This is a genomic window from Cellulomonas sp. JH27-2 (assembly GCF_014837175.1).
Lineage (GTDB): Bacteria > Actinomycetota > Actinomycetes > Actinomycetales > Cellulomonadaceae > Cellulomonas.
Genome location: NZ_JACYFR010000003.1, coordinates 161,513 through 183,606, shown reverse-complemented (window position 1 = coordinate 183,606; position 22,094 = coordinate 161,513). Strand labels below are relative to the sequence as shown.

General features: G+C 73.2%; 23 protein-coding genes and 3 tRNA genes. 7 read left to right on the top strand and 19 right to left on the bottom strand.

From position 1 onward, the window contains the following. Positions 1-18: 18 nt before the first annotated feature. Complete coding sequence (locus IC607_RS09930) at positions 19-441, bottom strand: hypothetical protein (protein ID WP_191787231.1); 423 nt, start codon at positions 439-441, stop codon at positions 19-21. Between the two features lie 248 nt (positions 442-689). Between IC607_RS09930 and IC607_RS09925 the strand changes: the two genes are divergently transcribed. After that, positions 690-2,030 carry a sensor domain-containing protein gene (locus tag IC607_RS09925; protein WP_191787230.1) on the top strand — a complete coding sequence of 447 codons (1,341 nt, stop codon included), beginning with the start codon at positions 690-692 and terminating at the stop codon, positions 2,028-2,030. A 4-nt stretch (positions 2,031-2,034) separates the two neighbouring features. After that, positions 2,035-2,697, top strand: coding sequence for a response regulator transcription factor (locus IC607_RS09920; protein WP_191787229.1), 663 nt, complete (start codon positions 2,035-2,037; stop codon positions 2,695-2,697). A 2-nt stretch (positions 2,698-2,699) separates the two neighbouring features. Here IC607_RS09920 and IC607_RS09915 read toward each other — a convergent pair whose 3' ends face one another. From IC607_RS09915 to IC607_RS09900, 4 genes are all read right to left on the bottom strand, one after another. Then, on the bottom strand, positions 2,700-3,725 hold the full coding sequence (locus tag IC607_RS09915; RefSeq protein ID WP_191787228.1) for a glutathione S-transferase C-terminal domain-containing protein: 1,026 nt from the start codon (positions 3,723-3,725) through the stop codon (positions 2,700-2,702). A gap of 20 nt (positions 3,726-3,745) precedes the next feature. After that, positions 3,746-4,105, bottom strand: coding sequence for a PIN domain-containing protein (locus tag IC607_RS09910; protein WP_370526201.1), 360 nt, complete (start codon positions 4,103-4,105; stop codon positions 3,746-3,748). A 2-nt stretch (positions 4,106-4,107) separates the two neighbouring features. Continuing rightward, positions 4,108-4,353, bottom strand: a complete 246-nt coding sequence (locus IC607_RS09905; RefSeq protein WP_191787226.1) for an AbrB/MazE/SpoVT family DNA-binding domain-containing protein — start codon at positions 4,351-4,353, stop codon at positions 4,108-4,110. A 121-nt stretch (positions 4,354-4,474) separates the two neighbouring features. Continuing rightward, positions 4,475-4,547 (bottom strand) — tRNA-Arg (locus IC607_RS09900). Between the two features lie 101 nt (positions 4,548-4,648). Between IC607_RS09900 and IC607_RS09895 the strand changes: the two genes are divergently transcribed. Next, a complete protein-coding gene (locus IC607_RS09895) occupies positions 4,649-5,851 on the top strand; it encodes a low temperature requirement protein A (protein ID WP_225224813.1) in 1,203 nt (400 codons plus the stop codon). A gap of 16 nt (positions 5,852-5,867) precedes the next feature. Here IC607_RS09895 and IC607_RS09890 read toward each other — a convergent pair. Beyond that, positions 5,868-5,956, bottom strand: a tRNA-Ser gene (locus IC607_RS09890). A gap of 73 nt (positions 5,957-6,029) precedes the next feature. Continuing rightward, on the bottom strand, positions 6,030-7,304 hold the full coding sequence (locus IC607_RS09885; RefSeq protein WP_191787225.1) for a threonine/serine exporter family protein: 1,275 nt from the start codon (positions 7,302-7,304) through the stop codon (positions 6,030-6,032). A gap of 322 nt (positions 7,305-7,626) precedes the next feature. Between IC607_RS09885 and IC607_RS09880 the strand changes: the two genes are divergently transcribed. Continuing rightward, entirely contained in the window at positions 7,627-9,171 is a 1,545-nt protein-coding gene (locus IC607_RS09880; RefSeq protein ID WP_191787224.1) for an MFS transporter, read from the top strand. Positions 9,172-9,274: 103 nt separating this feature from the next. On the opposite strand, the gene IC607_RS09875 is transcribed toward IC607_RS09880, so the two are convergent. From IC607_RS09875 to IC607_RS09850, 6 genes are read right to left on the bottom strand one after another with little or no spacing between them, the layout of a single operon-like run. Then, positions 9,275-9,877 carry a YdeI family protein gene (locus IC607_RS09875; protein ID WP_191787223.1) on the bottom strand — a complete coding sequence of 201 codons (603 nt, stop codon included), beginning with the start codon at positions 9,875-9,877 and terminating at the stop codon, positions 9,275-9,277. Then, complete coding sequence (locus IC607_RS09870) at positions 9,877-10,308, bottom strand: YdeI/OmpD-associated family protein (RefSeq protein ID WP_191787222.1); 432 nt, start codon at positions 10,306-10,308, stop codon at positions 9,877-9,879. The genes IC607_RS09875 and IC607_RS09870 overlap by 1 nt, the downstream gene beginning before the upstream one ends. Before the next feature lie 39 nt (positions 10,309-10,347). Beyond that, complete coding sequence (locus IC607_RS09865; RefSeq protein ID WP_191787221.1) at positions 10,348-11,088, bottom strand: hypothetical protein; 741 nt, start codon at positions 11,086-11,088, stop codon at positions 10,348-10,350. Between the two features lie 57 nt (positions 11,089-11,145). After that, positions 11,146-12,576, bottom strand: coding sequence for an RNB domain-containing ribonuclease (locus tag IC607_RS09860; RefSeq protein WP_370526121.1), 1,431 nt, complete (start codon positions 12,574-12,576; stop codon positions 11,146-11,148). 37 nt (positions 12,577-12,613) lie between these two features. Beyond that, complete coding sequence (locus IC607_RS09855) at positions 12,614-13,189, bottom strand: sugar O-acetyltransferase (protein WP_191787220.1); 576 nt, start codon at positions 13,187-13,189, stop codon at positions 12,614-12,616. Positions 13,190-13,215: 26 nt separating this feature from the next. After that, positions 13,216-14,139, bottom strand: a complete 924-nt coding sequence (locus IC607_RS09850; protein WP_191787219.1) for an NADP-dependent oxidoreductase — start codon at positions 14,137-14,139, stop codon at positions 13,216-13,218. A 75-nt stretch (positions 14,140-14,214) separates the two neighbouring features. Here IC607_RS09850 and IC607_RS09845 point away from each other — a divergent pair. After that, positions 14,215-14,304: transfer RNA gene (locus IC607_RS09845), tRNA-Ser, on the top strand. Between the two features lie 10 nt (positions 14,305-14,314). Here IC607_RS09845 and IC607_RS09840 read toward each other — a convergent pair. The 3 genes from IC607_RS09840 to IC607_RS09830 all read right to left on the bottom strand — a co-directional run bounded on the left by IC607_RS09840 (position 14,315) and on the right by IC607_RS09830 (position 16,208). Then, complete coding sequence (locus IC607_RS09840; RefSeq protein ID WP_191787218.1) at positions 14,315-15,172, bottom strand: oxygenase MpaB family protein; 858 nt, start codon at positions 15,170-15,172, stop codon at positions 14,315-14,317. A gap of 145 nt (positions 15,173-15,317) precedes the next feature. Then, positions 15,318-15,764, bottom strand: coding sequence for a PIN domain-containing protein (locus IC607_RS09835; protein WP_191787217.1), 447 nt, complete (start codon positions 15,762-15,764; stop codon positions 15,318-15,320). 72 nt (positions 15,765-15,836) lie between these two features. Continuing rightward, the gene (locus tag IC607_RS09830) at positions 15,837-16,208 is read right to left on the bottom strand and encodes a helix-turn-helix domain-containing protein (RefSeq protein ID WP_191787216.1); all 372 of its coding nucleotides are present in this window, start codon (positions 16,206-16,208) and stop codon (positions 15,837-15,839) included. Positions 16,209-16,312: 104 nt separating this feature from the next. Between IC607_RS09830 and IC607_RS09825 the strand changes: the two genes are divergently transcribed. Further along, positions 16,313-17,167 carry an SDR family oxidoreductase gene (locus tag IC607_RS09825; protein ID WP_191787215.1) on the top strand — a complete coding sequence of 285 codons (855 nt, stop codon included), beginning with the start codon at positions 16,313-16,315 and terminating at the stop codon, positions 17,165-17,167. Positions 17,168-17,180: 13 nt separating this feature from the next. On the opposite strand, the gene IC607_RS09820 is transcribed toward IC607_RS09825, so the two are convergent. Then, the gene (locus IC607_RS09820; RefSeq protein ID WP_191787214.1) at positions 17,181-18,359 is read right to left on the bottom strand and encodes a hypothetical protein; all 1,179 of its coding nucleotides are present in this window, start codon (positions 18,357-18,359) and stop codon (positions 17,181-17,183) included. A gap of 201 nt (positions 18,360-18,560) precedes the next feature. On the opposite strand from IC607_RS09820, the gene IC607_RS09815 reads away from it, so the two are divergent. Next, entirely contained in the window at positions 18,561-18,824 is a 264-nt protein-coding gene (locus IC607_RS09815) for an HPr family phosphocarrier protein (RefSeq protein ID WP_191787213.1), read from the top strand. 121 nt (positions 18,825-18,945) lie between these two features. Here the strand turns inward: IC607_RS09815 and ptsP are convergent, their stop codons facing one another. After that, entirely contained in the window at positions 18,946-20,634 is a 1,689-nt protein-coding gene (gene ptsP, locus IC607_RS09810; RefSeq protein WP_191787212.1) for a phosphoenolpyruvate--protein phosphotransferase, read from the bottom strand. Then, positions 20,631-21,998: a PTS transporter subunit EIIC gene (locus IC607_RS09805; protein WP_191787211.1), complete on the bottom strand. Its 1,368-nt coding sequence runs from the start codon at positions 21,996-21,998 to the stop codon at positions 20,631-20,633. Before IC607_RS09805 ends, ptsP begins: the two co-directional genes overlap by 4 nt. Between the last annotated feature and the right edge of the window lie 96 nt (positions 21,999-22,094).

Genomic DNA, 22,094 nt, shown 5'->3' with positions numbered 1-22,094 from the left:
TGTGACCTGGGGGTGCATTCAGACCCAGCGCCAGACGACGGGTGGGCGGCCGCCGCCGTTCAGCTCACGCACCCGGCGCACCGCGCGGTGCAGCAGCCGGAAGCGCTCGTGCTCCTCGGCCTCCGGCGTGAGCACCAGGACGGTCCACGGGATCACCCCCGTGAAGCGCGCGACGATCACCAGGGCTCCCAGCACCAGCACGAGCCCGGCCTCCACGGGCAGGAACATGATCGACAGGACGACGGCGACGATCGGCGCGAACACGAAGACGAGGACCGTGACGAGGATCCCGACGACGAGCACGACGCCGCTGTCGTCGCCGTCCGCGAAGTCCATCGCGTCGCTGCTCATCTCGCGCAGGTCGTCCGGCTTGATCTTGCGACGACGCGGTCGCCACGGCAGCACGCGGATCTCCAGCGCGGCCGGCTTCGGCTTGCCCATCTCGTCCCCTCGTCGTGCGCGTCCTGGCGGGCTCTCCGTGAGCACGGCACCCGGAGGGTATCGGCACCGGGCGCCACCCCGATGAGCGCCCGCACGCCCGATCGCTGCATACGTGGTTGCAGCGCGCGTGGCCTCCACGGGCACGTCAGCTGCAGCCACGGCTGCATCCACTGACGGGGGACAACCCCAGTGCGGTTCGGCGGGCAGCACCGTGGGCAAGGCGGCGCCCGACGACGAGGCTTGTCATCATGACAACCGTGACGCAGCTCCCCGACGCCCGCGTGGTCGACCACCGTCGGCAGGTCTCCGCACTGCGGGCACCCTTCGACAGGCGCACCTGGAACGAGCTCGGCTACCTGTGCCTCGCGCTGCTCGTCGCGCCCGTCGGCTTCGCGTACGCCGTCTTCACGGTCTCGTTCACCGCCGGGATCGCGGTGACCGTCGTCGGGCTCGTCCCGGCCGGCTTCGTCGTGCTCGGCGGTCGCGGGTGGGGCGCGGCCTACCGCAGGACGGCCCGTTCGATGCTCGCCGTCGACGTCGCGGCGCCCGCGCCCTACCGCTCGCCGCGCGGGTTCTGGCGCTCGCTCGTCGCGCGGTTGGCCGACGGGCCGTCGTGGCGGGCGCTGCTGTTCGCCGTGATCACGTTCCCGCTGGCCATCGCGTCGTTCGTCGTCAGCATCACGTTCTTCTTCGTCTCGCTGGGGGCGATGACGCACTGGATCTGGTCGCGGTACCTGCCCGAGCAGCTGGGCAGCGACGGGCAGCTGCACCGCGGCGCGTCGTTCGGGGACTCGTACTTCGTCGACACCCCTGCGCGTCAGGTCGCGCTCGTCGCCGTCGGGCTGGCGCTGTGGTGGCTGTGGCCGCAGCTGGTCCGCGGGTTCGCGCAGGTCTTCCGGCTGCTGACGGTCGCCCTGCTGGCCCCGACGCGCGCGAGCCTGCGCGTCCGCGAGCTCGAGGACCAGCGCGGCCGTACGGTCGAGGACGCCGACGCCAAGCTGCGCCGCATCGAGCGCGACCTGCACGACGGCACCCAGGCCCGCCTCGTCGCGGTCGCGATGCAGCTGGGCGAGGCCAAGGAGCAGCTCGCCGCGGGCGAGGACGGGGACGCGCTCGCGCTCGTCGACAGCGCGCACGCGTCGACCAAGGAGGCGCTCGTCGAGCTGCGCGAGCTGGCGCGCGGTATCCACCCGCCCGCGCTCGACGACGGGCTCGCGGTGGCGCTCGAGACGCTCGCGGCCCGCTCCCCGCTGGCGGTCACGGTCGACGTCGACGAGGCCGTCTCGGCATCACCGGCGGTCGAGACCATCGTCTACTTCTGCGTCGCCGAGCTGGTCACCAACGCGGTCAAGCACGCACGCGCCACCGGCGTGTACGTGCTCGTCGAGCAGGTGGGCGCCGACGTCCGCGTCCGGGTGCGCGACGACGGGCAGGGCGGGGCGCGCATCTCGTCGGACGGCTCGCCGGCCGAGCGGACCGGGCTCGCCGGCCTGCTGGAACGCGTCGGCTCGGTGGACGGGTCGATGAGCATCACCAGCCCCGTGGGTGGGCCTACGGTGGTCACCGTGACCGTGCCGAGCCGGGTGTAGCGCGATGCGACTGCTGATCGCCGAGGACTCGGCCATCCTGCGCGACGGGCTCGTCGCCCTGCTGACGCGCCGCGGTCACGAGGTCGTCGGTGCGGTCCCGGACGGCGCCTCGCTCGTCGCCGAGGTCGCGCTGCTGGCCGACGACCCGCCGGACATCGTCGTCGTCGACATCCGCATGCCGCCCACGTTCACGGACGAGGGGCTGCGGGCCGCGCTCGACATCCGCCGCACGCACCCGGAGGTCGGCGTCCTGCTGTTCTCGCAGTACGTCGAGACCCGCTACGTCAGCGAGCTGCTGTCCGGCGGTGCGCAGGGCGTCGGCTACCTGCTCAAGGACCGCGTCGCCGACGTGAGCGAGTTCCTCGACGCGCTCACCCGCATCGCGTCGGGGCAGACCGTCCTGGACCCGGAGGTCGTCAGCCAGCTCATGGGGGCGTCGCGGGCCGACGACGGGCTCGCGCAGCTCACCCCGCGCGAGCGCGAGGTCCTTGCGCTCATGGCCGAGGGGCGCTCGAACACCGCGATCGCCGAGTCGCTCTTCCTCTCCTACGGCGCGGTGGAGAAGAACGTCACATCGATCTTCCAGCGGCTCGGGCTGCCGCAGGACGCGGGCGACCACCGCCGCGTGCTGGCCGTGCTGCGCTACCTGCGCGGCGAACGCGGCTGAGGTCAGGCGGGCGTGTGCCCGGCCGGGACGCGCTCGCCGTCCCGGACCGGTCCCGGCGGCGTCCCGTCGCCGAACGGTCGTCCGCCCAGCGCCTCGCGACCGTGCGGCGTCAGCCAGCCGGACAGGTCGGGCCCGGCGGGGACGATCCGGGTCGGGTTCAGGTCCGCGTGGACGATGTAGTAGTGCTGCTTGATCTGCACGAAGTCGACCGTGTCGCCGAAGCCCGGGGTCTGGAACAGGTCGCGCGCGTACGCCCACAGCACCGGCATCTCGGTGAGCTTGGAGCGGTTGCACTTGAAGTGCCCGTGGTAGACCGCGTCGAACCGCGCCAGGGTCGTGAAGAGGCGGACGTCGGCCTCCGTGATGGTGTCGCCGACGAGGTAGCGCCGGTCGGTCAGGCGCTCCGTGAGCCAGTCCAGCGCGGTGAACAGTCGCTCGTAGGCCGCGTCGTACGACTCCTGCGACCCGGCGAAACCCGCGCGATAGACGCCGTTGTTGACGTCCGTGAAGACGCGGGCGTTGACCTCGTCGATCTCCGCGCGCAGGTGCTGCGGATACAGGTCCGGCGCGCCCTCGCGGTGGTACGTCGTCCACTCGAGCTCGAGATCGATGGACATCTGCGCGAAGTCGTTGGTGACCAGCGCGCCGTCGCGCTCGTCGACGATCGCCGGGACCGTGACGCCCAGCGGGTAGTCGGGGACGCGCTTGTCGTAGGCCTCGCGCAGGCGCTCGATGCCGAGCACCGGGTCCCGGCCGCCGGGGTCGAGGTCGAAGGTCCACGACCGCTCGTCGTGCGTCGGACCGCACAGTCCCAGCGAGATCGCGTCCTCCAGGCCCAGCAGGCGGCGGACGATGACCAGCCGGTTGGCCCATGGGCACGCGCGCGCGGCCACCAACCGGTAGCGACCCGGCTCGACCGGGTAACCGTCGCGGCCGTCGGCCGTGATGCGCGTCGAGACGTACCGCTGGTCGCGCGTGTACTCCGCGCCCGGCGTGACGTAGGTGCCCTGCTGCTCCTCGGTGCTCACACCGCCACGGTAGGTCGCTCCTAGCGGATCTGCTCGATCCCAGCACCGTCGCCCCAGGCGGCGTCCGCCGTGACGGCCGTCGCATCGAGCCTCGCGGCCAGCGCCAGGCAGAACCTGTCCCCGAGCGAGAGGCCCTCCCCGCTCTTCCACCGGCGCGCAGCCCACTCGGCGTCCTGTGCGGTCGCGGGGTGCACGGTCAAGGGAAACGAGAGCAGGACCTGCGCGGCGAGGGGCCAGCTTCCGCCGCGCGCGATCACCTTCTGCGCAACCTCGGACCAGGTGACCGTCCCGATGTGGGCGCCTGCCTCGAGGCGCTCACGGACCACGCCGGAGCCGGGTTCGTCCTGCAGGAACGCCAGCACGGCGGACGCGTCCAGCACGCTCAACGGCGGTCCTCGGCCGACGCTGCCGTGCGTCGTTCTCGCACCAGCTCGGCGACGAGCGACTCGCCCGTGAGCTGCGCACGCACCTGCGCGAGGGCCTGGTCCCGCGTCATCATCACGACGCCGGCGGACGTCTCGAGCAGGATCAGCGGATCACCCGCTGCGAGGCCAGCGTGCTCGCGCAGCTCAGCGGGCACGACGAGGCGCCCGCGGTCGCCCATCGTGACGGCGTACGTCCCACTCACGAGCCGAACGTACCACTCGGTGCGTGCGTGTGGGATTCGACCAGGTTTTCCCGTCACGCGCAGTGTCCGGTCCGGCGACGACGAAGGCCCGGTCTCACGAGGAGACCGGGCCTTCGGTGTGTGCGCCCGAAGGGACTCGAACCCCCAACCTTCTGATCCGTAGTCAGATGCTCTATCCATTGAGCTACGGGCGCATGGCTCTTGACGAGCCGCGGTAGACGATACCGGGTGATCGGGTGCTATCCCAAACCGGATGCGCGTGACCCCGCCCACGTCGCCTGGCAGGATCGCGCCCATGGCGCTGGTGGACGGGTCGTGGGGGATGCGGTCCGACGTGCTGCGGCACGGTGACGGACACCGGGTCGGGTACGTCGAGCTGTTCTTCGACCTCGTCTTCGTGTTCGCCGTGACGCAGCTGTCGCACAGCCTCATCGCGCACCCGGACGGGACCACGCTGCTCCATACCCTGGTGCTGGGCTGGGCCGTGTGGTGGCTGTGGATCGACACGACCTGGGTGACCAACTGGCTGGATCCGGAGACGGTTCCGGTCCGCACGATGCTGCTCGTGCTCATGCTGTTGGGCCTGCTCATGTCCAGCGCGATCCCCGAGGCGTTCGAGGGCAAGGCGCTGCTGTTCGCGCTGCCGTACGTCGCGATCCAGGTGGGGCGCTCCGCGTTCGCCGTGTGGGCGATGGGGCGCCACTGGCCTGACAACGCACTGAACTTCGTCCGCATCACGGTGTGGTTGATGGTCTCGGGGGCGTTCTGGGTGGTGGGCGCGCTGGTCGAGGACGCGAGGCTGTGGCTGTGGGTGGTCGCGGCGCTGATCGACGTCGTCGGGCCGCGAGCGCTGTTCCGGGTGCCGGGCCTCGGCGCGACGGACCCGCGCACGTGGGTGGTGCGCGGGGCGCACATGGCCGAGCGCGTCGCCCTGTTCATCATCATCAGCCTGGGCGAGTCGATCGTCGTGACCGGCGCAGCGTTCGCCGAGCTCGAGGTGTCGTCGGCCGTCGTCTGGGCGTTCCTGGCCGCGTTCGCGTCCACCGTGCTCATGTGGCTGCTGTTCTTCGATCGCGCCGAGCAGTCCGCCGCCGAGTACTTCGAGTCCCGTGACGAGCCGGGGATGGTCGCCCAGACCGCGTACACGTACATCCCCTTCCTGCTGGTGGCGGGGATCGTCCTGACAGCCGTGGGCGACGAGCTCGTGCTGGCCCATCCGTCGGGTCACACTGCGCCCTGGACTGCCGGCCTGGTGTGCGGCGCCGCGGCCGTCTACCTCCTGGGCAACGCCCTGTTCCGGCGCGCGACGGGCGGTCCGTGGTCGGTGCCGCACCTCGTCGGGGCGCTCGTCGCGGTGGCCGTCGTCGCGCTGCGCGACGCCGTGAGCCCGCTGGCGCTGAGCTGGATCACGAACGCCGTCATGCTCGCGGTGCTCGTCGGCGACGTCGGCCTGCAGCGCCGGCGCAGCTCCGGGAACGACGAAGGCCCGGTCGGATGACCGGGCCTTCGGAACGCGGAGACGGTGGGATTTGAACCCACGGAAGGGTTGCCCCTTCACGACCTTAGCAGGGTCGCGCACTAGACCTGGCTATGCGACGTCTCCAGGCCAGCACAGGGTACCTGGGCGGGTCGTCGGGCAGCAAAACGCGCTCGGACTGCCGCGCTGACCTGCGCGTTCAGCGTTCGAAGCCCCACGTCGGGTCGGTCAGCATGCGCGCGACGGCCAGGCCGATGGACAGCGCCACGACGACGAGCGCCGCCTGGACGCCGTAGGCGAGCGCCTGCACGGTCTGGCCCTCCGACAGGAAGAAGACGGCCCGGTAGGCCGCGGCACCCGGGACCATGATGACGACGGCCGGCACGGCGATCGTCACGCGCGGGACGTGGATGCGCGGCGCGACGTAGGCGGCGAGGAGGCCGACGACGAGGGCCGCGCCGGCCGCGGCCGCCTGGATGGCGACGCCCGCGTCGACCAGGCCCAGGCGCGCCAGGTTGGCGACCGCGCCGACGGAGGCCGCAGTCACCGCCATCCGCCACGGGCTGTTGAACATGAGCGCGAACCCCAGGACGCCGGCGAAGCTGGCCAGCGAACGCAGCACCCACAGCAGGAAGGTGGGCAGGTCGAGCGGCGCGGGCGGCACGGGGGCCAGGCCGACGACGCTCGAGACACCCCACACCGCGAGCGCCGCCGAGGTGAGGATCATGAGGGCGTAGGTGAGGCGGGAGACGCCGGCCGAGAAGTCCAGGCGGGCGAGGTCGAGTGCGCCCGTGACCAGCGCGAACCCCGGGATGAGGAACAGCACCGCGGAGACGTAGCCCGCCTCGTGGCGGGTGGTGATGACGTCGGCGCCGTGCAGTGCGGTGACCAGCGCCAGGTACGTGAAGCAGGCGACGGCGGCGGCCAGCATCGTGACGCCGAACTGGTTCCAGCCGCGGTGCAGCAGGGCCCGGCGCACGGCCTGCCCCAGGCTCGCGGCGACGAAGACGCCGGCGACCTCGACGACGCCGCCGTTGTTGAGGAACGCGAACGCGGCACACGCGATGCCGGACCACAGCGCGTTCAGCAGCGGGCGGTACAACGGGCCGACGGCCTCGATGTCGTCGAGCCGCGCTTCGACCTCGTCGGGCGCGGCCTCCGCCTGGCGCGAGCGCTGCTCCACGTCCGTGACCATGAGCTCCAGGCGAGCGAGGCGGTCGGCGTTGATGCCGACGTTGCGGACCTCGGCGACCTCCGTGCGGAACGAGAGGCCGCGGTGCGAGGTCGCCGTGATCTCCGTGAGGGTCACGTGGGCCTGGTGGCGCTCGACGCCCATCGCGTGCGCGAGGCGCGCCATCGACGCCTTGACGCGGTAGCTCCCGGTGCCCGCCGCGAGGCTCAGCCGGCCGGCGCGCAGAGCTGCGCCCGAGCGGCGGATGAGGTCGAGCTCGTCGTCGTCCGGCGTGGTCGGCACCGGTCCATCATCGCGCGCCGCGCCGGCGATGCGCAGGACCTCGGTCCGGCGGCACAGGTGCGGACGAATCGTTCAGGCAACCTTTTTTCGCAGGATGACCTGCGATTTCGCTCACAGCCAATCCGCTTGACGGAACCGGCCAGTCTCGGATTGGGTGGACCGAGTCCGCCGGGGACAGGCCGGCGGCTCGCGCGACACGTCGTGTCAGTGGCTCGTGACAGAGTCTGGCAGCACAGTCCCGCACTCACGTCCTCGGACCACGCGAGGACCATCCGCAGCACGGCGACGTCGCCTCCCCACTCGTTTCCCCTTTGGAGTACCCGTGTCCGAACCCGTCGCGGCAGTCGCCGTCACCAAGCCTCCCGTCGAGGCGCATCACGAGGAGCCGGACCCGCGTCGGTGGATCATCCTCGCGGTCATCGCCATCGCACAGCTGATCATCGTCCTCGACTCGTCGATCATGAACATCGCGCTGCCTGACGCAGCGAACGACCTCAAGATCGCGCCGCAGAACCTGCAGTGGGTCATCACGGCCTACACGCTGGCCTTCGGCGGCCTGCTGCTGCTCGGCGGCCGCATCGCCGACTACATGGGCCGCAAGCGCGCGTTCATCATCGGCCTCATCGGCTTCGCCGGCGCGTCCGCGCTCGGCGGCCTGGCCCAGAACGAGGGCATGCTCTACGGCGCCCGCGCCCTGCAGGGTGCGTTCGCCGCGCTGCTCGCGCCGGCGGCCCTCTCGCTGATCACCGTCACGTTCTCCGAGGGCAAGGAGCGCGCACGCGCGTTCGGTGTCTTCGGTGCCATCTCCGGCGGTGGCGCGGCCATCGGCCTGATCGCCGGTGGCGCCCTGACCGAGTACCTCGACTGGCGCTGGTGCCTGCTGGTCAACCTGCCGATCGCGGCTGTGACGGTCGCGTTCGCGATCCCGCTGCTGCGTGAGTCGAAGGCGCACGGCGACACCCGGTTCGACATCCCCGGTGCGGTGCTGTCGATCGTCGGGCTCGTCTCGCTGGTGTACGGCTTCACCGAGGCCGCCAAGCAGGTCACCGACGCGGACGGCACCGTCCACACGCAGGGCTGGACCGACCCCGTGGTGCTCGCGTGGCTGGGTGCGGCCGTGGTCGCGCTCGTCGCCTTCGTGATCGTCGAGCGCAAGGTCGCCAACCCGCTGCTGCCGCTGCGGATCGTCCTGAACCGCAACCGCGGTGCGTCCTACCTGATCTTCCTGCTGGTGGGTGCCGGCCTGTTCGGCATGTTCCTGTTCATGACGCTGTACCTGCAGCGCGTGCTCGGGTACGAACCCCTCAAGGCGGGCATGGCCGTCCTGCCCTTCTCGTTCGGCATCATCATCATGGCCGGCGTCGTCGCCCAGCTGCTCCCGCGCGTCGGCCCCAAGCCGCTGATGCTCATCGGCCTGGTGTTCGCCTCGACCGGTCTGCTCCTGCTGCTGCGCACGTCGCCCACGTCGTCGTACTGGGGCGCGGTGTTCCCGGGCCTCGTCGTGATGAGCCTCGGCATGGCCGCGGTGTTCATCCCGGCGTCCAGCACGGCCCTCATCGGGGTCGGTGGGCACGACGCCGGCATCGCCTCGGCGGTGCTGAACACGTCGCAGCAGGTCGGTGGCTCGCTGGGCCTGGCCCTGCTGAACACGTTCGCTCTCACGGCGACCACGAACAAGGTGGCCGACCTCGTGGCCGCCGGTGGGGACCCCGCGTCCAAGGCGCTGCAGGCGACCGCCGAGGTGGCCGGGTTCCACGTCGCGTGGATCGGGTCGGCATGCATGCTGATCCTCGCCCTGATCATCGCGGCCGTGATGATCACGGCCAAGAAGGACGAGCTCCCGGCCGAGGGCGCCATCGCGGCCTGACGCCGCAGCACGACCGCGAGGCCGGCCCCGGGACAACGGTCCCGGCGCCGGCCTCGCGTCGTCCCGCGCCGATGCGTGGATCAGTCGCGGTGGCGGGCAGGGGTCAGGGGCTCGTACGGGGCCACTGGTTGGCGCGGATGCCGTTCGCCGCGTCCGTGGCGATCTGCTCGATGCGGGATGCGCGGGTCGCCGGACGCTTCGCCTGCACCAGCCACTCCAGGTGGGCACGGCGGACGCTCTTGGGGAAGTCGTTCCACGTGGAACGTGCACCGGGGAGCGCATCCAGCGCGGCGGCCAGGTCGGGCGGCACCTCCAGCGCCTCGACCGAGTCGAGCAGGGTCCAGGACCCGTCGGCCTTCGCGGCGTCGATCATCGCGCGCCCCGCCGGCCCCATGAGCCCCGCAGCCTCGAGCCGCTCAATGCGCGCCTTGTTGGTCGCCGCCCAGCCGCTGCCCCGCTTGCGGCGCGTGAACCACAGCATCGTCTGGCGGTCATCGAGCGACTTGCCGGAGGAGTCGATCCAGCCGAAGCACAACGCGCCCTCGACCAGCTCCTCGTAGGTCACCACGGACTCGCCCGACGAGGCGCGCCACGTCACGGCCCAGCAGCCGGGCGGCTCGTCGGCGTGGTGCTCGGACAGCCATTCCCGCCACTGCTCGACCGACTCCACGAGCACCCGCGGCGCCGTGTCGCGGGCGGACGCCATCACGCGAGGGAGGCGACGACGGCCGCGATGCGTCGGTCGCGGGTCGCCTCAGCCTTCGCGTCGACGACCGACCGGACGGCCTCCTTGCGGCGCGACGGCGCGAGCTTGTCGAAGGCCTCGCGCACGCCTGCGGCGTCCAGCGCCCGCGCCAGCTCGTCGGGGACCTCGACGGTCCGCGGCTGGTCGTCGAGCGTGAGCGTGATCTCGTGCTCCTCTCCACCCGCAACGCCGGCGGACGCACGGATCGCCGCCGCGACCGGGATCAGCGAGCGCCCACCCATGACGCCGACGGTCGAGCGGTAGGTGAAGCCGTTGAGCGTGACGACGACGGGCGGTCGCTTGCCGGCGCCGAGCTCCGCGATCACGTCGTCGGGCACCTCGATGCCCACGTTGTTGCCCATCTGCGCCAGGACGGTGGTGAAGGTCGCCATGCGCTCAACGTGCCACGCCGGCGCGTCCGCGGGAAGACGTCAGGCGCAGTTGTCGCAGACCCCGGTGGCGGGCAGCTGTGTGAAGCACGTCGGGCAGACCGCGGGTGCGGGGGGCTCGGGTGCCGCAGCACGCGTCGCGGTGGTCTTGCGGGTCGGGGCCGACGAGGGGTCCTTGGCGGCCCGCGCCGCGGTCGACCGACTCGTCGCCGTCCCTGCGGACGACCCACCGGCCGACGCACCGTCACGCGACGCGGCACCCGCCGACGCCCGCGGCGAGCCGGGCACGCGGGTCGCGGACGCACGCACCGGCGCCTGGCGCAGCGCGCTGGTCGGGCGGCCCGCGACCCCGCCACCGGCGGGAAGCTCGGCACCGAACGCCTGGTAGCAGCGCAGACGCTCGTCAGCCGCGTGCTGGTCGGGGTCCGACGGTCGCCGGCCGCTCGACGCCGTCACCGCGCGCGCGTAACCGGGTCCCATGGAACCGTCGGCTCGCACGCACAGGGAGGAGAGCAGCGGCTCGTCGCGGGCGGCACACTCCGCCGAGACGCGCAGCAGCACCTCGTCGACCCACTGGAACACGGACTTGGTGGTCCGCACTCCGGACGCCGTCTGCACCCGCTCGCCGAGCTCGGGGTAGCGGACCACGGCGTGATACTCGCCCGCCGTCTCGACGAGCACGTCACGGGCGGCCAGCGCCCACATGCTCACGGCCTCCTCGAAGGCCACCGGCTGCTCGTCGCGTTCGTCGTACGTCCCGGTCTGCACGGTTCGAGTCTGCACCGTCCGAGTCTGCCTCACCCGCGGAGGTGGTCCGGCACGGGGCGGGTGACTCCCGCGTCACACGAGCGCGAACTCCACGCGACGGTCCGGCACGGACACCGCGGAGAGCCGCACCCGCACGGCGTGGCCCAACGGCAGGTCGGCCCCGTCGATGCGGGCGCGGACCACGGGGTCGGCCAGCTGGACGACACCGACGCGCCCGTCGTCGCGCCGGTCGACGACCACCCCGTCGAACTCCTGCCCCACGTGCCCGTCGAGCAGCACGGCCTCGACGAGGTCCAGGCAGCCGCGCTCGTAGGCGGACGCGCGCCGGTCGCCGCCGGCCATGAGCGCGGGCAGGCCGGGCAGCGCTTCGCGGACCCAGTCGGCGGGCTCGTCGCCCGCGGCCAGCGACACGCACAGGGTCTCGACGAACCGGTCGACCAGCCGGCGCAGCGGCGCGGTCGCGTGCGCGTACTGCGCGGCGATCGCGGCATGGGTCGACGCGTCGGGAACCGAGCCGTCGAACGCGACGTAGGCGGCACCGCGCAGCAGCGAGGTCGCCTCAGTCAGCACGGCCGCGTGGGCGGGAACGGCCGCATCGAGGCCGCGCAGGAACGCGCCGGGCTCCTGGCCTGCGGGCCAGGCGACGCCGAGCGCGGCCGCCACGCGGCGCAGGCGGTCCACGTCCCGCGGGTCCGCCGGCGGCAGGGTGCGCAGCACGCCGATGCGGGCGTCAACCATGATCCGCGCCGCGCTCATGCCCGTCAGCAGGGAGATCTGCGCGTTCCAGTCCTCGACGGGCAGCGTGGTGCGGCTGCGGAGGACCCATTGGTCGCCGTCGCGCTCGACGACCTGCTCGGGCGTCGGCAGGGTGATGCCGCCGCGCGCCTCCTCCGCCGCCTGGCGGAGCTTCCCGATCACCGGCAGGAGCGCGAGGGACTCGTCGGCCGTGCCGGCGTCGAGGTCCTTCTGCACGTCGTCGTAGGCGAGCTGCGCGCGGCTGCGGACCGTCGCGGCCGCCACCTCGACGTGCTCCGGCATCCCGTCCGCGTCGAGGTCGATGGTCCAGAGCACCGCCGGGGCGTCCTGGCCCGCGAGCAGGCTCGCGGCACCCTCGGACAGCTCCGTGGGGTGCAGCGGTGTGCGGCCGTCGGGCGCGTAGAGCGTGACGACGCGCTTGCGGGCCTCGGTGTCGATCGCGCCGCCGGGGACCACCCATGCGGCGACGTCGGCGATCGCGTACCGGACCCGGAAGCCGGGGCCGCGCCGCGACAGGTGCAGCGCCTGGTCCAGGTCCGTGGACCCCGCGGGGTCGATGGTGACGAACGGGACGTCGGTGGCGTCGATGCGCTTCGCGGGCAGCGGGCCCGAGCGGACGCGCTCGCGCGCCTCGTCGACGACCGCCGCGGGCATCTCGTCGGGGATGTCGAGCTCGGCCCGCAGGGCGGCGAGGCCCGCGCGGACGGCGTCGTCGGCGGCGGTGAGGTGGATCCGGGGACGGGGCACGGCCCGAGCGTAGGTGCGTCCGCGCCCGCCCGCGCGGCTACAGGTGCTTGGTCACCCGGGCGGGGTTGCCGACGGCGACGACGTTCGCGGGCAGGTCCTTGGTGACGACAGATCCTGCGCCGACGACGGTGTTGTCGCCGATCGTCACGCCGGGGCACACGATCACGCCGCCGCCCAACCAGACGTTGTCGCCGATCGTGATCGGTCGGGCCGACTCGAGCTTGGCGCGGCGGGGCTCGGGCTCGACCGGGTGGATCGGGGTCAGGAGCTGGACATTCGGGCCGATCATGCAGTCGGCGCCGATGTGGACCGGCGCGACGTCGAGCAGCACCAGGCCGAAGTTGATGAACGTGCGCGGGCCGATGTGGGTGTGGCGACCGAAGTCGACGTGGATGGGTGGGCGGATCCAGCCGCCCTCGCCGAAGGTGCCGAGCAGGTCCGCGAGCGCCTCGCGCGCCGCGTCCTCGTCGGTCGCGGCGAGCTCGGCGAACCGCGCAGCTCGGCGCTGCGCGGCCGCCGTCAGGGCCGCGATCTCGGCGTCTCCCTCGTACCAGTCGCCCGCGAGCACCCGCTCGTACTGGGTCCGGGTGTCCGTCGGCTCGCCGTCGCTCATGGACGACGAGCCTAGGACCGCCGGCGTCAGACGCGGACGACGACCTTGCCGCGCACGTGCCCACCGGCGCTCGCGTCGTGCGCCGCGGACGCGTCCGCCAGGTCGAAGACCTCCGCGACGTCGACCACCAGGTCGCCGGACTCGACGAGCGCGGTCAAGGAGTCGAGGTCCGCGCTGCTCGGCCGCACCCACACGTAGTGGCCGCCCAGCTCGTCGCGGGCGGCGGCGTCGACGATGGACGCCACGGTCCCACCCTCGGCGAGCACGGCACGGGTGGTCGCGACGAGGTCGTCGGAGCCGTAGTCGAGCACCACGTCGACGCCGTCGGGCGCCAGCTCCCGCACGCGGTCCGCGAGGCCGTCGCCGTACGCGACCGGCTCCACGCCGCGGGCGCGCAGGTGCTCGTGGTTGCGCTCGGACGCGGTCCCGATGACGCGCGCGCCGCGGGCCTTGGCGATCTGCACCGCGAACCCACCGACCCCGCCGGCCGCGGCATGGACCAGGACCGTCTGGCCGTCGCGCACGCCCGTGCGCTCGATCGTCTGGAACGCCGTCAGCGCGGCCAGCGGCACCGCGGCCGCCTCCTCGAAGTTCAGCGACGCAGGCTTGTGCGCGATGGTCCGCACGGGGGCCGCGACGAGCTCGGCGAACGTGCCGCCCTGCAGCCAGTCCTTGCGGACGTACCCGTACACCTCGTCGCCGACCTTGAACTCCGGTGTGTCCAGGCCGACGCGCTCGACGACGCCCGCCACGTCCCAGCCCGGGATCGCCGGGAAGTCGACGTCCATGATCGCGTCGAGGTAGCCGGCGCGGACCTTCCAGTCGACCGGGTTGACCGACGCGGCCTTCACGCGGATCAGGACCGAGTCGGGGCCGACCTTCGGGTCGGGGAGGTCGGTGAGCTCGAGGACGTCGCTGCCGCCGTAGCGGTTGTAGGTGATTGCTCGCATCTTCAGGGCAACGGCGGACGGCGCCGATTGCTTCCGACGCCCTGTGGGAGACTCGGGGGCCGGTTCCGCCGGCACGGAGGGCTGGCTGAGCGGCCGAAGGCACTGGTCTTGAAAACCAGAGAGGCGGTATCCCCGTCTCCGCGGGTTCGAATCCCGCGCCCTCCGCCCATCGCGGTCAGGCCGGGACGTGCTCGCGCGGGGCGTCCGGGGTCGCCGCGAGCGACCAGCGGATGGCGCGCGTGGCCAGCCGGCCCGCTCGCCGGCCGCCGCGCGGGTGCCAGCCGATCATGTCCTGCGCCCAGTCCGGCATGGTCGTCACCGCGCACGACGTCAGGCCGCGGTACCCGGGTCGCAGCGCCCAGGGCAGCGGCGGCTGGTGCAGCAGGAAGTCGATCGTGTCGCTCGCCTGCGGGCTGACGCGCAGCTCGGGGCGGTAGGCGTCAAGCTGTGCGGCCAGCTCCGCGAGGCTCGTCGGCGGGTCCATGACGCCCAACCGCTCGGCGACCGTCGCCATCTCCTCCACGTACGTGTCGTACCCGGCGTCGCTGAGCGGTTGGTGGCCGACCGTCCGGTGTGCCGTGACGAAGCTGTCGATCTCCGCGTCGTGCACCCACCGCAGCAGGTCGGGGTCGCTGGCGCGGTAGCGGACACCCTCGGGCGACGTCCCGCGCACGCGTTCGTGGATGGCGCGCACACGGTCGACCGCCGCCTGCGCGTCGTCGGCCGTCCCGAACGCCGTGACCGCCAGGAACGTGCTGGTGCGCGCGAGCCTCCCCCACGGGTCGCTGCGGTAGCCGGAGTGCCCCGCCACGCCCGCCATGGCGGCCGGGTGCAGCGCCTGCAGCAGCAGGGCGCGGACGCCGCCGACGAACATCGACGCATCCCCGTGCACGATGCGAACCGGCGACCCTTCCGCGAACCAGCGGGGCCCGGGTGCGTTGTGGATGCGGTCGCGCGCGGCCGGACCGTCCGGCCCCGCGACGCGCGCGAACAGCGCATCACCGGCCCGTTGCCGCAGGGAGCTGAGGTTCACGGCTCCATCGTCGCCCGCGCCGACGTCATCGGCAGCCCACAGAGACACTTCCTCAGCCGTGGCTCAGCGGCGCCGGCCGTCGAACCAGCGATCCTGGGGCGGTCAACGGCCGCGAGGCGTGCGTGATCGCTGGTTCGCGCAGCGGTCAGCGGGTCCACGGGGTCGGATCGCGGTCCCACCAGCGGTTCTCGCGGCCCGGGGTCACGACGCGGACGCCGTACAGGGCCGTGACGCGGGCCAGGTGGACGTCGTAGGTCGCCACGGCCGTGACCTGCGGATATGCGCGGACTGTCCCGGCGTGCAGGGCGACGAAAGGTGGCAGGACGCCCGCGACGTCGGTGGCCCGCGACACCGACTGGTCCGAGAAGCGCAGGACCTCGATGCGACCGGCCACCTCGAAGGCCTTCCCCGGTGCGGAGCCGCCGCGCATCCTGGCGATGCCGCGCAGCTCGCTCAGGCCCAGCGGCGACGTCACGAGCTCGTCGCCGTGCTCGTCGGCCCAGGCCTTCCAGGCCTCGCCGAACGGTGCTCCGTCGAGGTAGCGCGAGAGCGCAGACCCGTCCGCGTAGATCCGCGCGTCGGGGTCGGTCATCACGTCCTCATGATCCCGTATCGGCGCTCTGGCGTGGGCAGACGTCGGCAGGACGGGTGCGACGGCCTCGGGTCAGGACCGCCCGACGATGGCGGGTGCGTGCTCGGTGACCCAGTCGACCAGCGGGAGCAGCCGCTCGACGAGCTCGCCGCCGGACCCGGTCAGGGAGTAGTCGACGCGCGGCGGGATGCTGGCTGTCACTTCACGATGGACGAACCCGTCGGCCTCGAGGGTCCGCAGGGTCTGAGCCAGCATCTTCTCGCTGATGCCGTCGACGACGCGGCGCAGCTCGCCCCAGCGCGTCGGGCGGTCGGACAGCGCGACGAGGATGAGGACGCCCCACCGGCTCATGACGTGGTCCAGGACCACGCGGGTGGGGCATCCGCTGGAGAAGTTTCCGCTGTCGAGCATGCGCTCCAGCGCGCTGACCTGCTGACTCACCATGAGGTGCGTACCTGACGTAGAAGTGGGTACCGACGATCCGGAAGGTTCGACGACATCGGCAGGTTACGCCCCCTGAACACATCAGCACCATGGAGGAGCACGTCATGACCGTCGTCGTCACCGGAGCCACCGGACACCTGGGCGACCTCGTCGTCGAGCACCTGCTCGCGGACGGGACCGCGCCCGACCAGATCGTCGCCACCGGCCGCAACACCGGGCGCCTCGCGGAGCTCGCCGAGCAGGGCGTGCGGACCGCCGCCGTCGCGTACGACGACGCCGCGGGTCTCGACGCGGCCTTCGCCGGCGCCGACGTGCTGGTCCTGGTCTCCGGCTCCGAGGTCGGTCAGCGCGTCCCGCAGCACGCCGCCGCGATCGATGCTGCCCGCCGGGCCGGCATCGGCCGCGTCGTCTACACGAGCGCACCCCACGCCGACACCAGCGACCTGCTGCTGGTCCCCGAGCACCGCGAGACCGAGCGCCTGCTGCGCGAGTCCGGCCTGGCGTGGACGATCCTGCGCAACAACTGGTACTCGGAGAACTACCTCGGCACGCTGGACCAGGCGCGCCAGACGGGTGTCGTCCTGACCAGCACCGGGACCGGTCGGGTCGCCAGCGCCGCGCGCGACGACTACGCCGCTGCCGCCGCTGTCGTCGCGGTCGGCACCGGCCACGAGGGCCGCGTGTACGAGCTGAGCGGCGACGTCGCCTGGACGTTCGACGACTTCGCCGCGACGGCCGCCGACGTGCTGGGCCGTCCCGTCGAGCACCGGTCCGTCTCCGGCGACGAGCAGGCGGCGATCCTGCGGGAGGCCGGGCTCGACGAGGGCACCGTCGGGTTCGTCGTCGGCCTCGACGCCGGCATCGCGCGCGGCGACCTCGCGGACGCCACCGCGGACCTGCGCACGCTCATCGGACGCCCGACGACGCCGCTCGCGGACACCCTCGCCGCGTCGCTCTGACGCCTCGATCCGGCTAGCCGCCCGGGAGCGCGTCCCGGGCGGCGGCCGCCGCGTCGCGGGCACGCTCGGCCCTGCGCAGCTCCCGGTCGACGGCTGCGACCTCGCGCTCGTCGCGCCGGAGCGCCTGGCGCGCGGCATCGGCGTCCCGGTCGGCCGCGGCCGACGCCTTGCCGGCCGCAACGAGCCGGCGCCGGGTCTCGGCGAGCTCGCGGACCAGGTCGTCCTCTGCCGTGTGGGCGGCCTCCGCCGCCGCCTCGGTCCGCTCGAGGTCGGCGGCACTGTCGTCGCGGACCCGCGTCGCCTCGGCGCGCCGCTCGCCCACCTCGGTGGCCGCGCGCTCCGCCGTCTCGAACGCGGCCTGCGCTTCCTCGCGAGCGCGGCGCTCCCGAGCCTCGCGGCGTGCACGGCGTTCGGCGGCTGCCGCGTCGGCCGCCGACTGCGGCGTGGCGTCGTCGGCAGTGATGGGTCTCCCGCCGTCTCGAGGCGACCCGCCTTCCGCGTCTGCGCGCTGCTTCCCGCGGCCCGGTCCACGTGCCGTGCCCGACGAGGGCTTCGGCGACTCGTCGGGGCGCACGAGCCGAAGCCGTGGCGGCGCAGCACCGTCGGGCGCAGCACCGTCGGGCGCAGAGCCGTCAGGAGCAGAGCCGTCGGGCACGGCACCGTCGGGCGCTGAGCCGTCGGGCGCTGAGCCGTCGGGCACGGCACCGTCGGGCACAGCGCTGCCGAACCCGACGAAGGCGCGGGGGGACGTCAGCCGGCCGGAGACGACGTCCCTGGCGGTCGCGGCGTCGGCCAGCGCGGCGGTCAGCGTCGCGTCGAGCTCCTGCACGGCCGCGTCGCTGATTCGCTGCCCGGCGGGTCGCGCGAGCCTGCGGGCCTCGCCCACCAGCGAGCGCACCAGTGCCCGTCGCTGGGACGACAGCTCACGCAGCGCAGGGCCGTCGAGCGACCGTTCGGCGGCACGCAGACCCTCGCCCAGCGACATGAGCTGCTCCGGGAGGTCCGGGTCGGCGCGCACGAGCAGGTTGACCAACCACGCGGAGACGGTGGGTCGGCGGAGTGCGGCGACCCGCTTGGCCAGCTCCTTGTCCCCCGATGTCCGGGCGGCCTTGACCGCGGCGTCCCGCGCGGCGATGAACTCAGCGGGAGGTCGCGCGTAGAGGTCGTCGGCGACCTCGTCGAGCTCGGCCATCGCATCGTCCGTCCGGGCGGCTCCCGCCCGTGCGAGGCGGCTGTCGAGCCGAGCCTGCCGCGCTCCGCCGCCCGCGTCCATCCCGGATGGCGGTCAGGGTGGTCCGACCACGCGGGCCGGACGCGCGGCACTATCGGATTCTGGTCTAGACCACTACAGTCGTCTAGGTCATCGTCGACCCGTCCCCTGGAGGCACAGGCCATGCAGCGTTCCGTCGTCGTCGCACTTCCCGAGGGCCTGCACGCCCGGCCTGCCGCGCAGTTCGTCGCGGCCGCCGCCGAACAGCCCGTGAAGGTGACCATCGCGAAGGGCACCGGGCACCCCGTGGCCGCCGCGTCCATCCTGGCCGTGATGACGCTGGGCGTCGCGGCCGGCGACGAGGTGGTCCTGGGCACCACGGACGACGGCGCAGACGCCGCCGCATCCATCGACGCCCTCGAGCAGTTCCTGCGCCAGCCGGCCTGACCTCCGCGTCGCCGACCGCGCCTCGTCCGCGCCGACCGCGCCCCATCCGTGGGGTGCGGTCGGTGCGTCTGGGGTGCGGTCGTGGCTTCTGCGGTGCGGCGCGCGTCAGGTTGGGGGCCGGTCAGAGGCCCAGGTCGGCCAGCACCCGGAGCCGGGAGCGGACCGCCGCGCGGGCGTCGTCCGCAGTGCGGGACGCCCGTGCGACGTCGGCCAGGTCCCGGCACTCGTCGAGCGTGACGGTCTCGAGCACCGCGGCGACGTCCGGCAGGGCCCGCGCGGTCATCGACAGGGACGAGACCCCCAGCCCGACGAGCACCGGCGCGAGCGCCACGTCGGCCGCCGCCTCCCCGCAGACCCCGACGGGGCGGCCGGTGGCGGCGCCGCCGGCGCACGCCGCGGCCACCAGGTCGAGCACCGCCGGCTGCCACGCCGTCGACAGCGGCGCGAGCTCGGCCAGCTCGCGGTCCGCGGCCATCGCGTACTGCGTGAGGTCGTTGGTGCCGAGGCTCGCGAAGGTCGCACGCTCGAGCAGGTGACGGGTCCTCAGCGCCGCGGCCGGCACCTCGACCATCACCCCGGCGCGGCTGAGCCCGTGCGCCGCGCAGCGCTCGACGAAGTCGTCGGCCTCCTGCGCGGTCGCCACCATGGGCGCCATGACCCAGACGTCGGCCGACGACGCCTCGGCCGCACGCGCGATCGCGGCGAGCTGGTCCTCGAGGACGTGGGGATGCGCGAGCGACGTGCGCAGACCTCGGACGCCCAGCGCCGGGTTGGCCTCGTCCTGCGGTGTCACGAACGGCAGGGGCTTGTCCGCTCCGGCGTCGAGCGTACGGACCACAACCCGCCGGCCCGCGAACGCCTCGAACACCGCCGCGTAGGCCCTGACCTGCTCCTCGATCCCCGGTGCCGCGGCCCGGCCCAGGTAGCCCAGCTCGGTCCGGAACAGGCCGATGCCCTCGGCGCCCCCCGCCGCCGCGGCCACCGCCCCCGCGGCGTCCCCCACGTTGGCGAGCAAGGGGACGCGATGACCGTCCGCCGTCGCGCCCGGCCGTTCCAGGCGGGTGGGCCTGGGCCGCTGGTGCGCGACGCGGTCGACGAGCGCGGTGTCGGGGTCGCGCACCACCTCGCCCGACGACCCGTCGACCAGCACGTGGTCGCCGTCGACGAGCGTGTCGGCGCCGGGCGCCGCGACCACGCACGGGATCCCGAGCGAGCGCGCCAGGATGGCGGTGTGCGACGTCGGTCCGCCGCCCGACGTGACGATCGCGACGACCCGGTCCGGGTCGAGCCGCGCCGCGTCGGCGGGGGCCAGCTCGCGGCCCACCAGCACGAAGGGATCGGGCAGGTCGGGGACACCGGGCGGACGGACGCCCTGCAGCTCTGCGACCAGACGGTCGCGCACGTCGCGCACGTCTCCGGCTCGGTCGGCGAACATCCCGCCGAGCGCGCGCAGCTGCTCCGCGACCAGCTCGGCCGCGTCCCACACCGCCCGCGCCGGGCTCGCGCGCTGCTCGACCACCCGCCGCCGCGCCTCGTCGGCCAGCGAAGGGTCCGCGGCCATCGCGGCGGTGACGCCGAGGATCTCCGCGGCCTCACCCGTCGCACCGGCCGCCGCGGCGGCGAGCTGGTCGCGGACCCGCGCCGCGGCGTCGTCGACCGTCGTCGCCGCGGCCGCCAGGTCGACGGACGTGGCGAGCGGCTCCGGGGACGGCGCGGGCGCCGGGTCGGCGATCCGCGCGACCACGCCGACCCTCCGACCCGGGCTCGCCGCGACCCCCCGCAGCACGGACCGGTCCGTCACCGCCGTCATCGCACCGTCGTCGGTTCGTCGGCGCTCGACGACGCGCCGTCGGCCCGTCCGTCGTCGGCCGCCCGACCCGACCGGGCGCGCGGGGCCGCCTGGTCCTCGACGGCCTGCTCACCGAGCGCGGCGGCCTCCTCGTCGTCGTCCTCACGCCCGGGCGTCCGCAGGTTCCAGCGGGTGATGACGAACCGGAACAGGACGTAGTAGATGACGCCGTACCCGAGGCCGATGAGGATCAGGAGCACCGGCATCGTCGCGATCCGGAAGTTCAGCAGGTAGTCGATCGCGCCTGCGCTGAAACCGAACCCGTCCTTGATGCCGAGCGCGTTGACCAGCGCCATCGACGTGCCGGTCAGGATCGCGTGGATGACGTAGAGCGGGTAGGCGACGTAGACGAACGCGAACTCGAGCGGCTCGGTGACGCCCGTGACGAAAGAGACCAGCGCAGCCGAGCCCATGATGCCCGCGACGACCTTGCGGTTCTTGGCCTTGGACGTGTGCACGATGGCGAGGGCCGCGGCCGGCAGGGCGAACATCATGATCGGGAAGAAGCCGGTCATGAACGTGCCCGCGGTGGGGTCGCCCAGCAGGAAGCGGTTGATGTCGCCGTGCGCGACGGTCCCGTTCGCGGAGGTGTACGTGCCGAACTGGAACCACGGCAGCGAGTTGAGGATGTGGTGCAGACCCAGCGGCACGAGCAGGCGGTTGAGCGTCCCGTAGACGAAGGCGCCGAGCGGCCCGGAGCCGGTGACCCAGTCGCCCACGGCCGTGAAGCCCGAGTTGAACGCGGGGTAGATGATCGCGCCGACGACGGCGATGAGCAGCGAGACCCCGGCGGTGACGATGGGCACGAAACGGCGGCCGCCGAAGAACGCGAGGTAGGCCGGCAGCTTGATCCGGTAGTAGCGCTGGAACAGCAGCGCCGCGGTGAGGCCGATGACGATGCCGCCCAGGACGCCGTAGTCGATGAGCTCCTGGTCCTTGCCCTCGGCCGGCTTGCCGAGGACGTGCGGTGACAGCGCGTCGCTGACGCCCTTGAACACCAGGTAGCCGACGACGGCGGCCAGGCCCGTGGAACCGTCGGACTTGCGGGCGAAACCGACGGCGACGCCGATGGCGAACAGGAGCGGGAGGTTGGCGAACAGCGCGTTGCCGGCGGCGGCGAGCACGTCCGCGACGGGCAGGAGCCAGGACGCGTGCGCGCCCAGGCCGTCGGCGCCCAGCATGTCCGGCTGGCCCAGGCGCAGCAGCAGCGCGGCGGCGGGCAGGGACGCGATGGGGAGCATCAGCGATCGGCCGATGCGTTGCAGCTGGGCGAGGCCGGGGAAGCCGCGCTTCTCCTTGGTGGCGTCTGCGGTGACGGTGGTCATGGAGCACTCCTCGGGTGTCGACGACGTGCTGGGGGTTCCTGGTCTAGGCCAGTTGCGAGCAGAGTGGTCTAGACCTCATGATGTGTCAAGGGTCAC

Coding starts and splice junctions, on each gene's coding strand:
- ptsP (WP_191787212.1), bottom strand. CDS start 20,634: ATGACGGCGGTGACGGACCGGTCCGTGCTGCGGGGGGTCGCGGCGAGC.
- IC607_RS09930 (WP_191787231.1), bottom strand. CDS start 441: ATGGGCAAGCCGAAGCCGGCCGCGCTGGAGATCCGCGTGCTGCCGTGG.
- IC607_RS09920 (WP_191787229.1), top strand. CDS start 2,035: ATGCGACTGCTGATCGCCGAGGACTCGGCCATCCTGCGCGACGGGCTC.
- IC607_RS09835 (WP_191787217.1), bottom strand. CDS start 15,764: ATGACCGACCCCGACGCGCGGATCTACGCGGACGGGTCTGCGCTCTCG.
- IC607_RS09830 (WP_191787216.1), bottom strand. CDS start 16,208: ATGGTGAGTCAGCAGGTCAGCGCGCTGGAGCGCATGCTCGACAGCGGA.
- IC607_RS09875 (WP_191787223.1), bottom strand. CDS start 9,877: ATGGCGTCCGCCCGCGACACGGCGCCGCGGGTGCTCGTGGAGTCGGTC.
- IC607_RS09870 (WP_191787222.1), bottom strand. CDS start 10,308: ATGGCGACCTTCACCACCGTCCTGGCGCAGATGGGCAACAACGTGGGC.
- IC607_RS09850 (WP_191787219.1), bottom strand. CDS start 14,139: ATGCGAGCAATCACCTACAACCGCTACGGCGGCAGCGACGTCCTCGAG.
- IC607_RS09825 (WP_191787215.1), top strand. CDS start 16,313: ATGACCGTCGTCGTCACCGGAGCCACCGGACACCTGGGCGACCTCGTC.
- IC607_RS09895 (WP_225224813.1), top strand. CDS start 4,649: ATGGCGCTGGTGGACGGGTCGTGGGGGATGCGGTCCGACGTGCTGCGG.
- IC607_RS09820 (WP_191787214.1), bottom strand. CDS start 18,359: ATGGCCGAGCTCGACGAGGTCGCCGACGACCTCTACGCGCGACCTCCC.
- IC607_RS09855 (WP_191787220.1), bottom strand. CDS start 13,189: ATGAGCGACGGCGAGCCGACGGACACCCGGACCCAGTACGAGCGGGTG.
- IC607_RS09815 (WP_191787213.1), top strand. CDS start 18,561: ATGCAGCGTTCCGTCGTCGTCGCACTTCCCGAGGGCCTGCACGCCCGG.
- IC607_RS09925 (WP_191787230.1), top strand. CDS start 690: ATGACAACCGTGACGCAGCTCCCCGACGCCCGCGTGGTCGACCACCGT.
- IC607_RS09805 (WP_191787211.1), bottom strand. CDS start 21,998: ATGACCACCGTCACCGCAGACGCCACCAAGGAGAAGCGCGGCTTCCCC.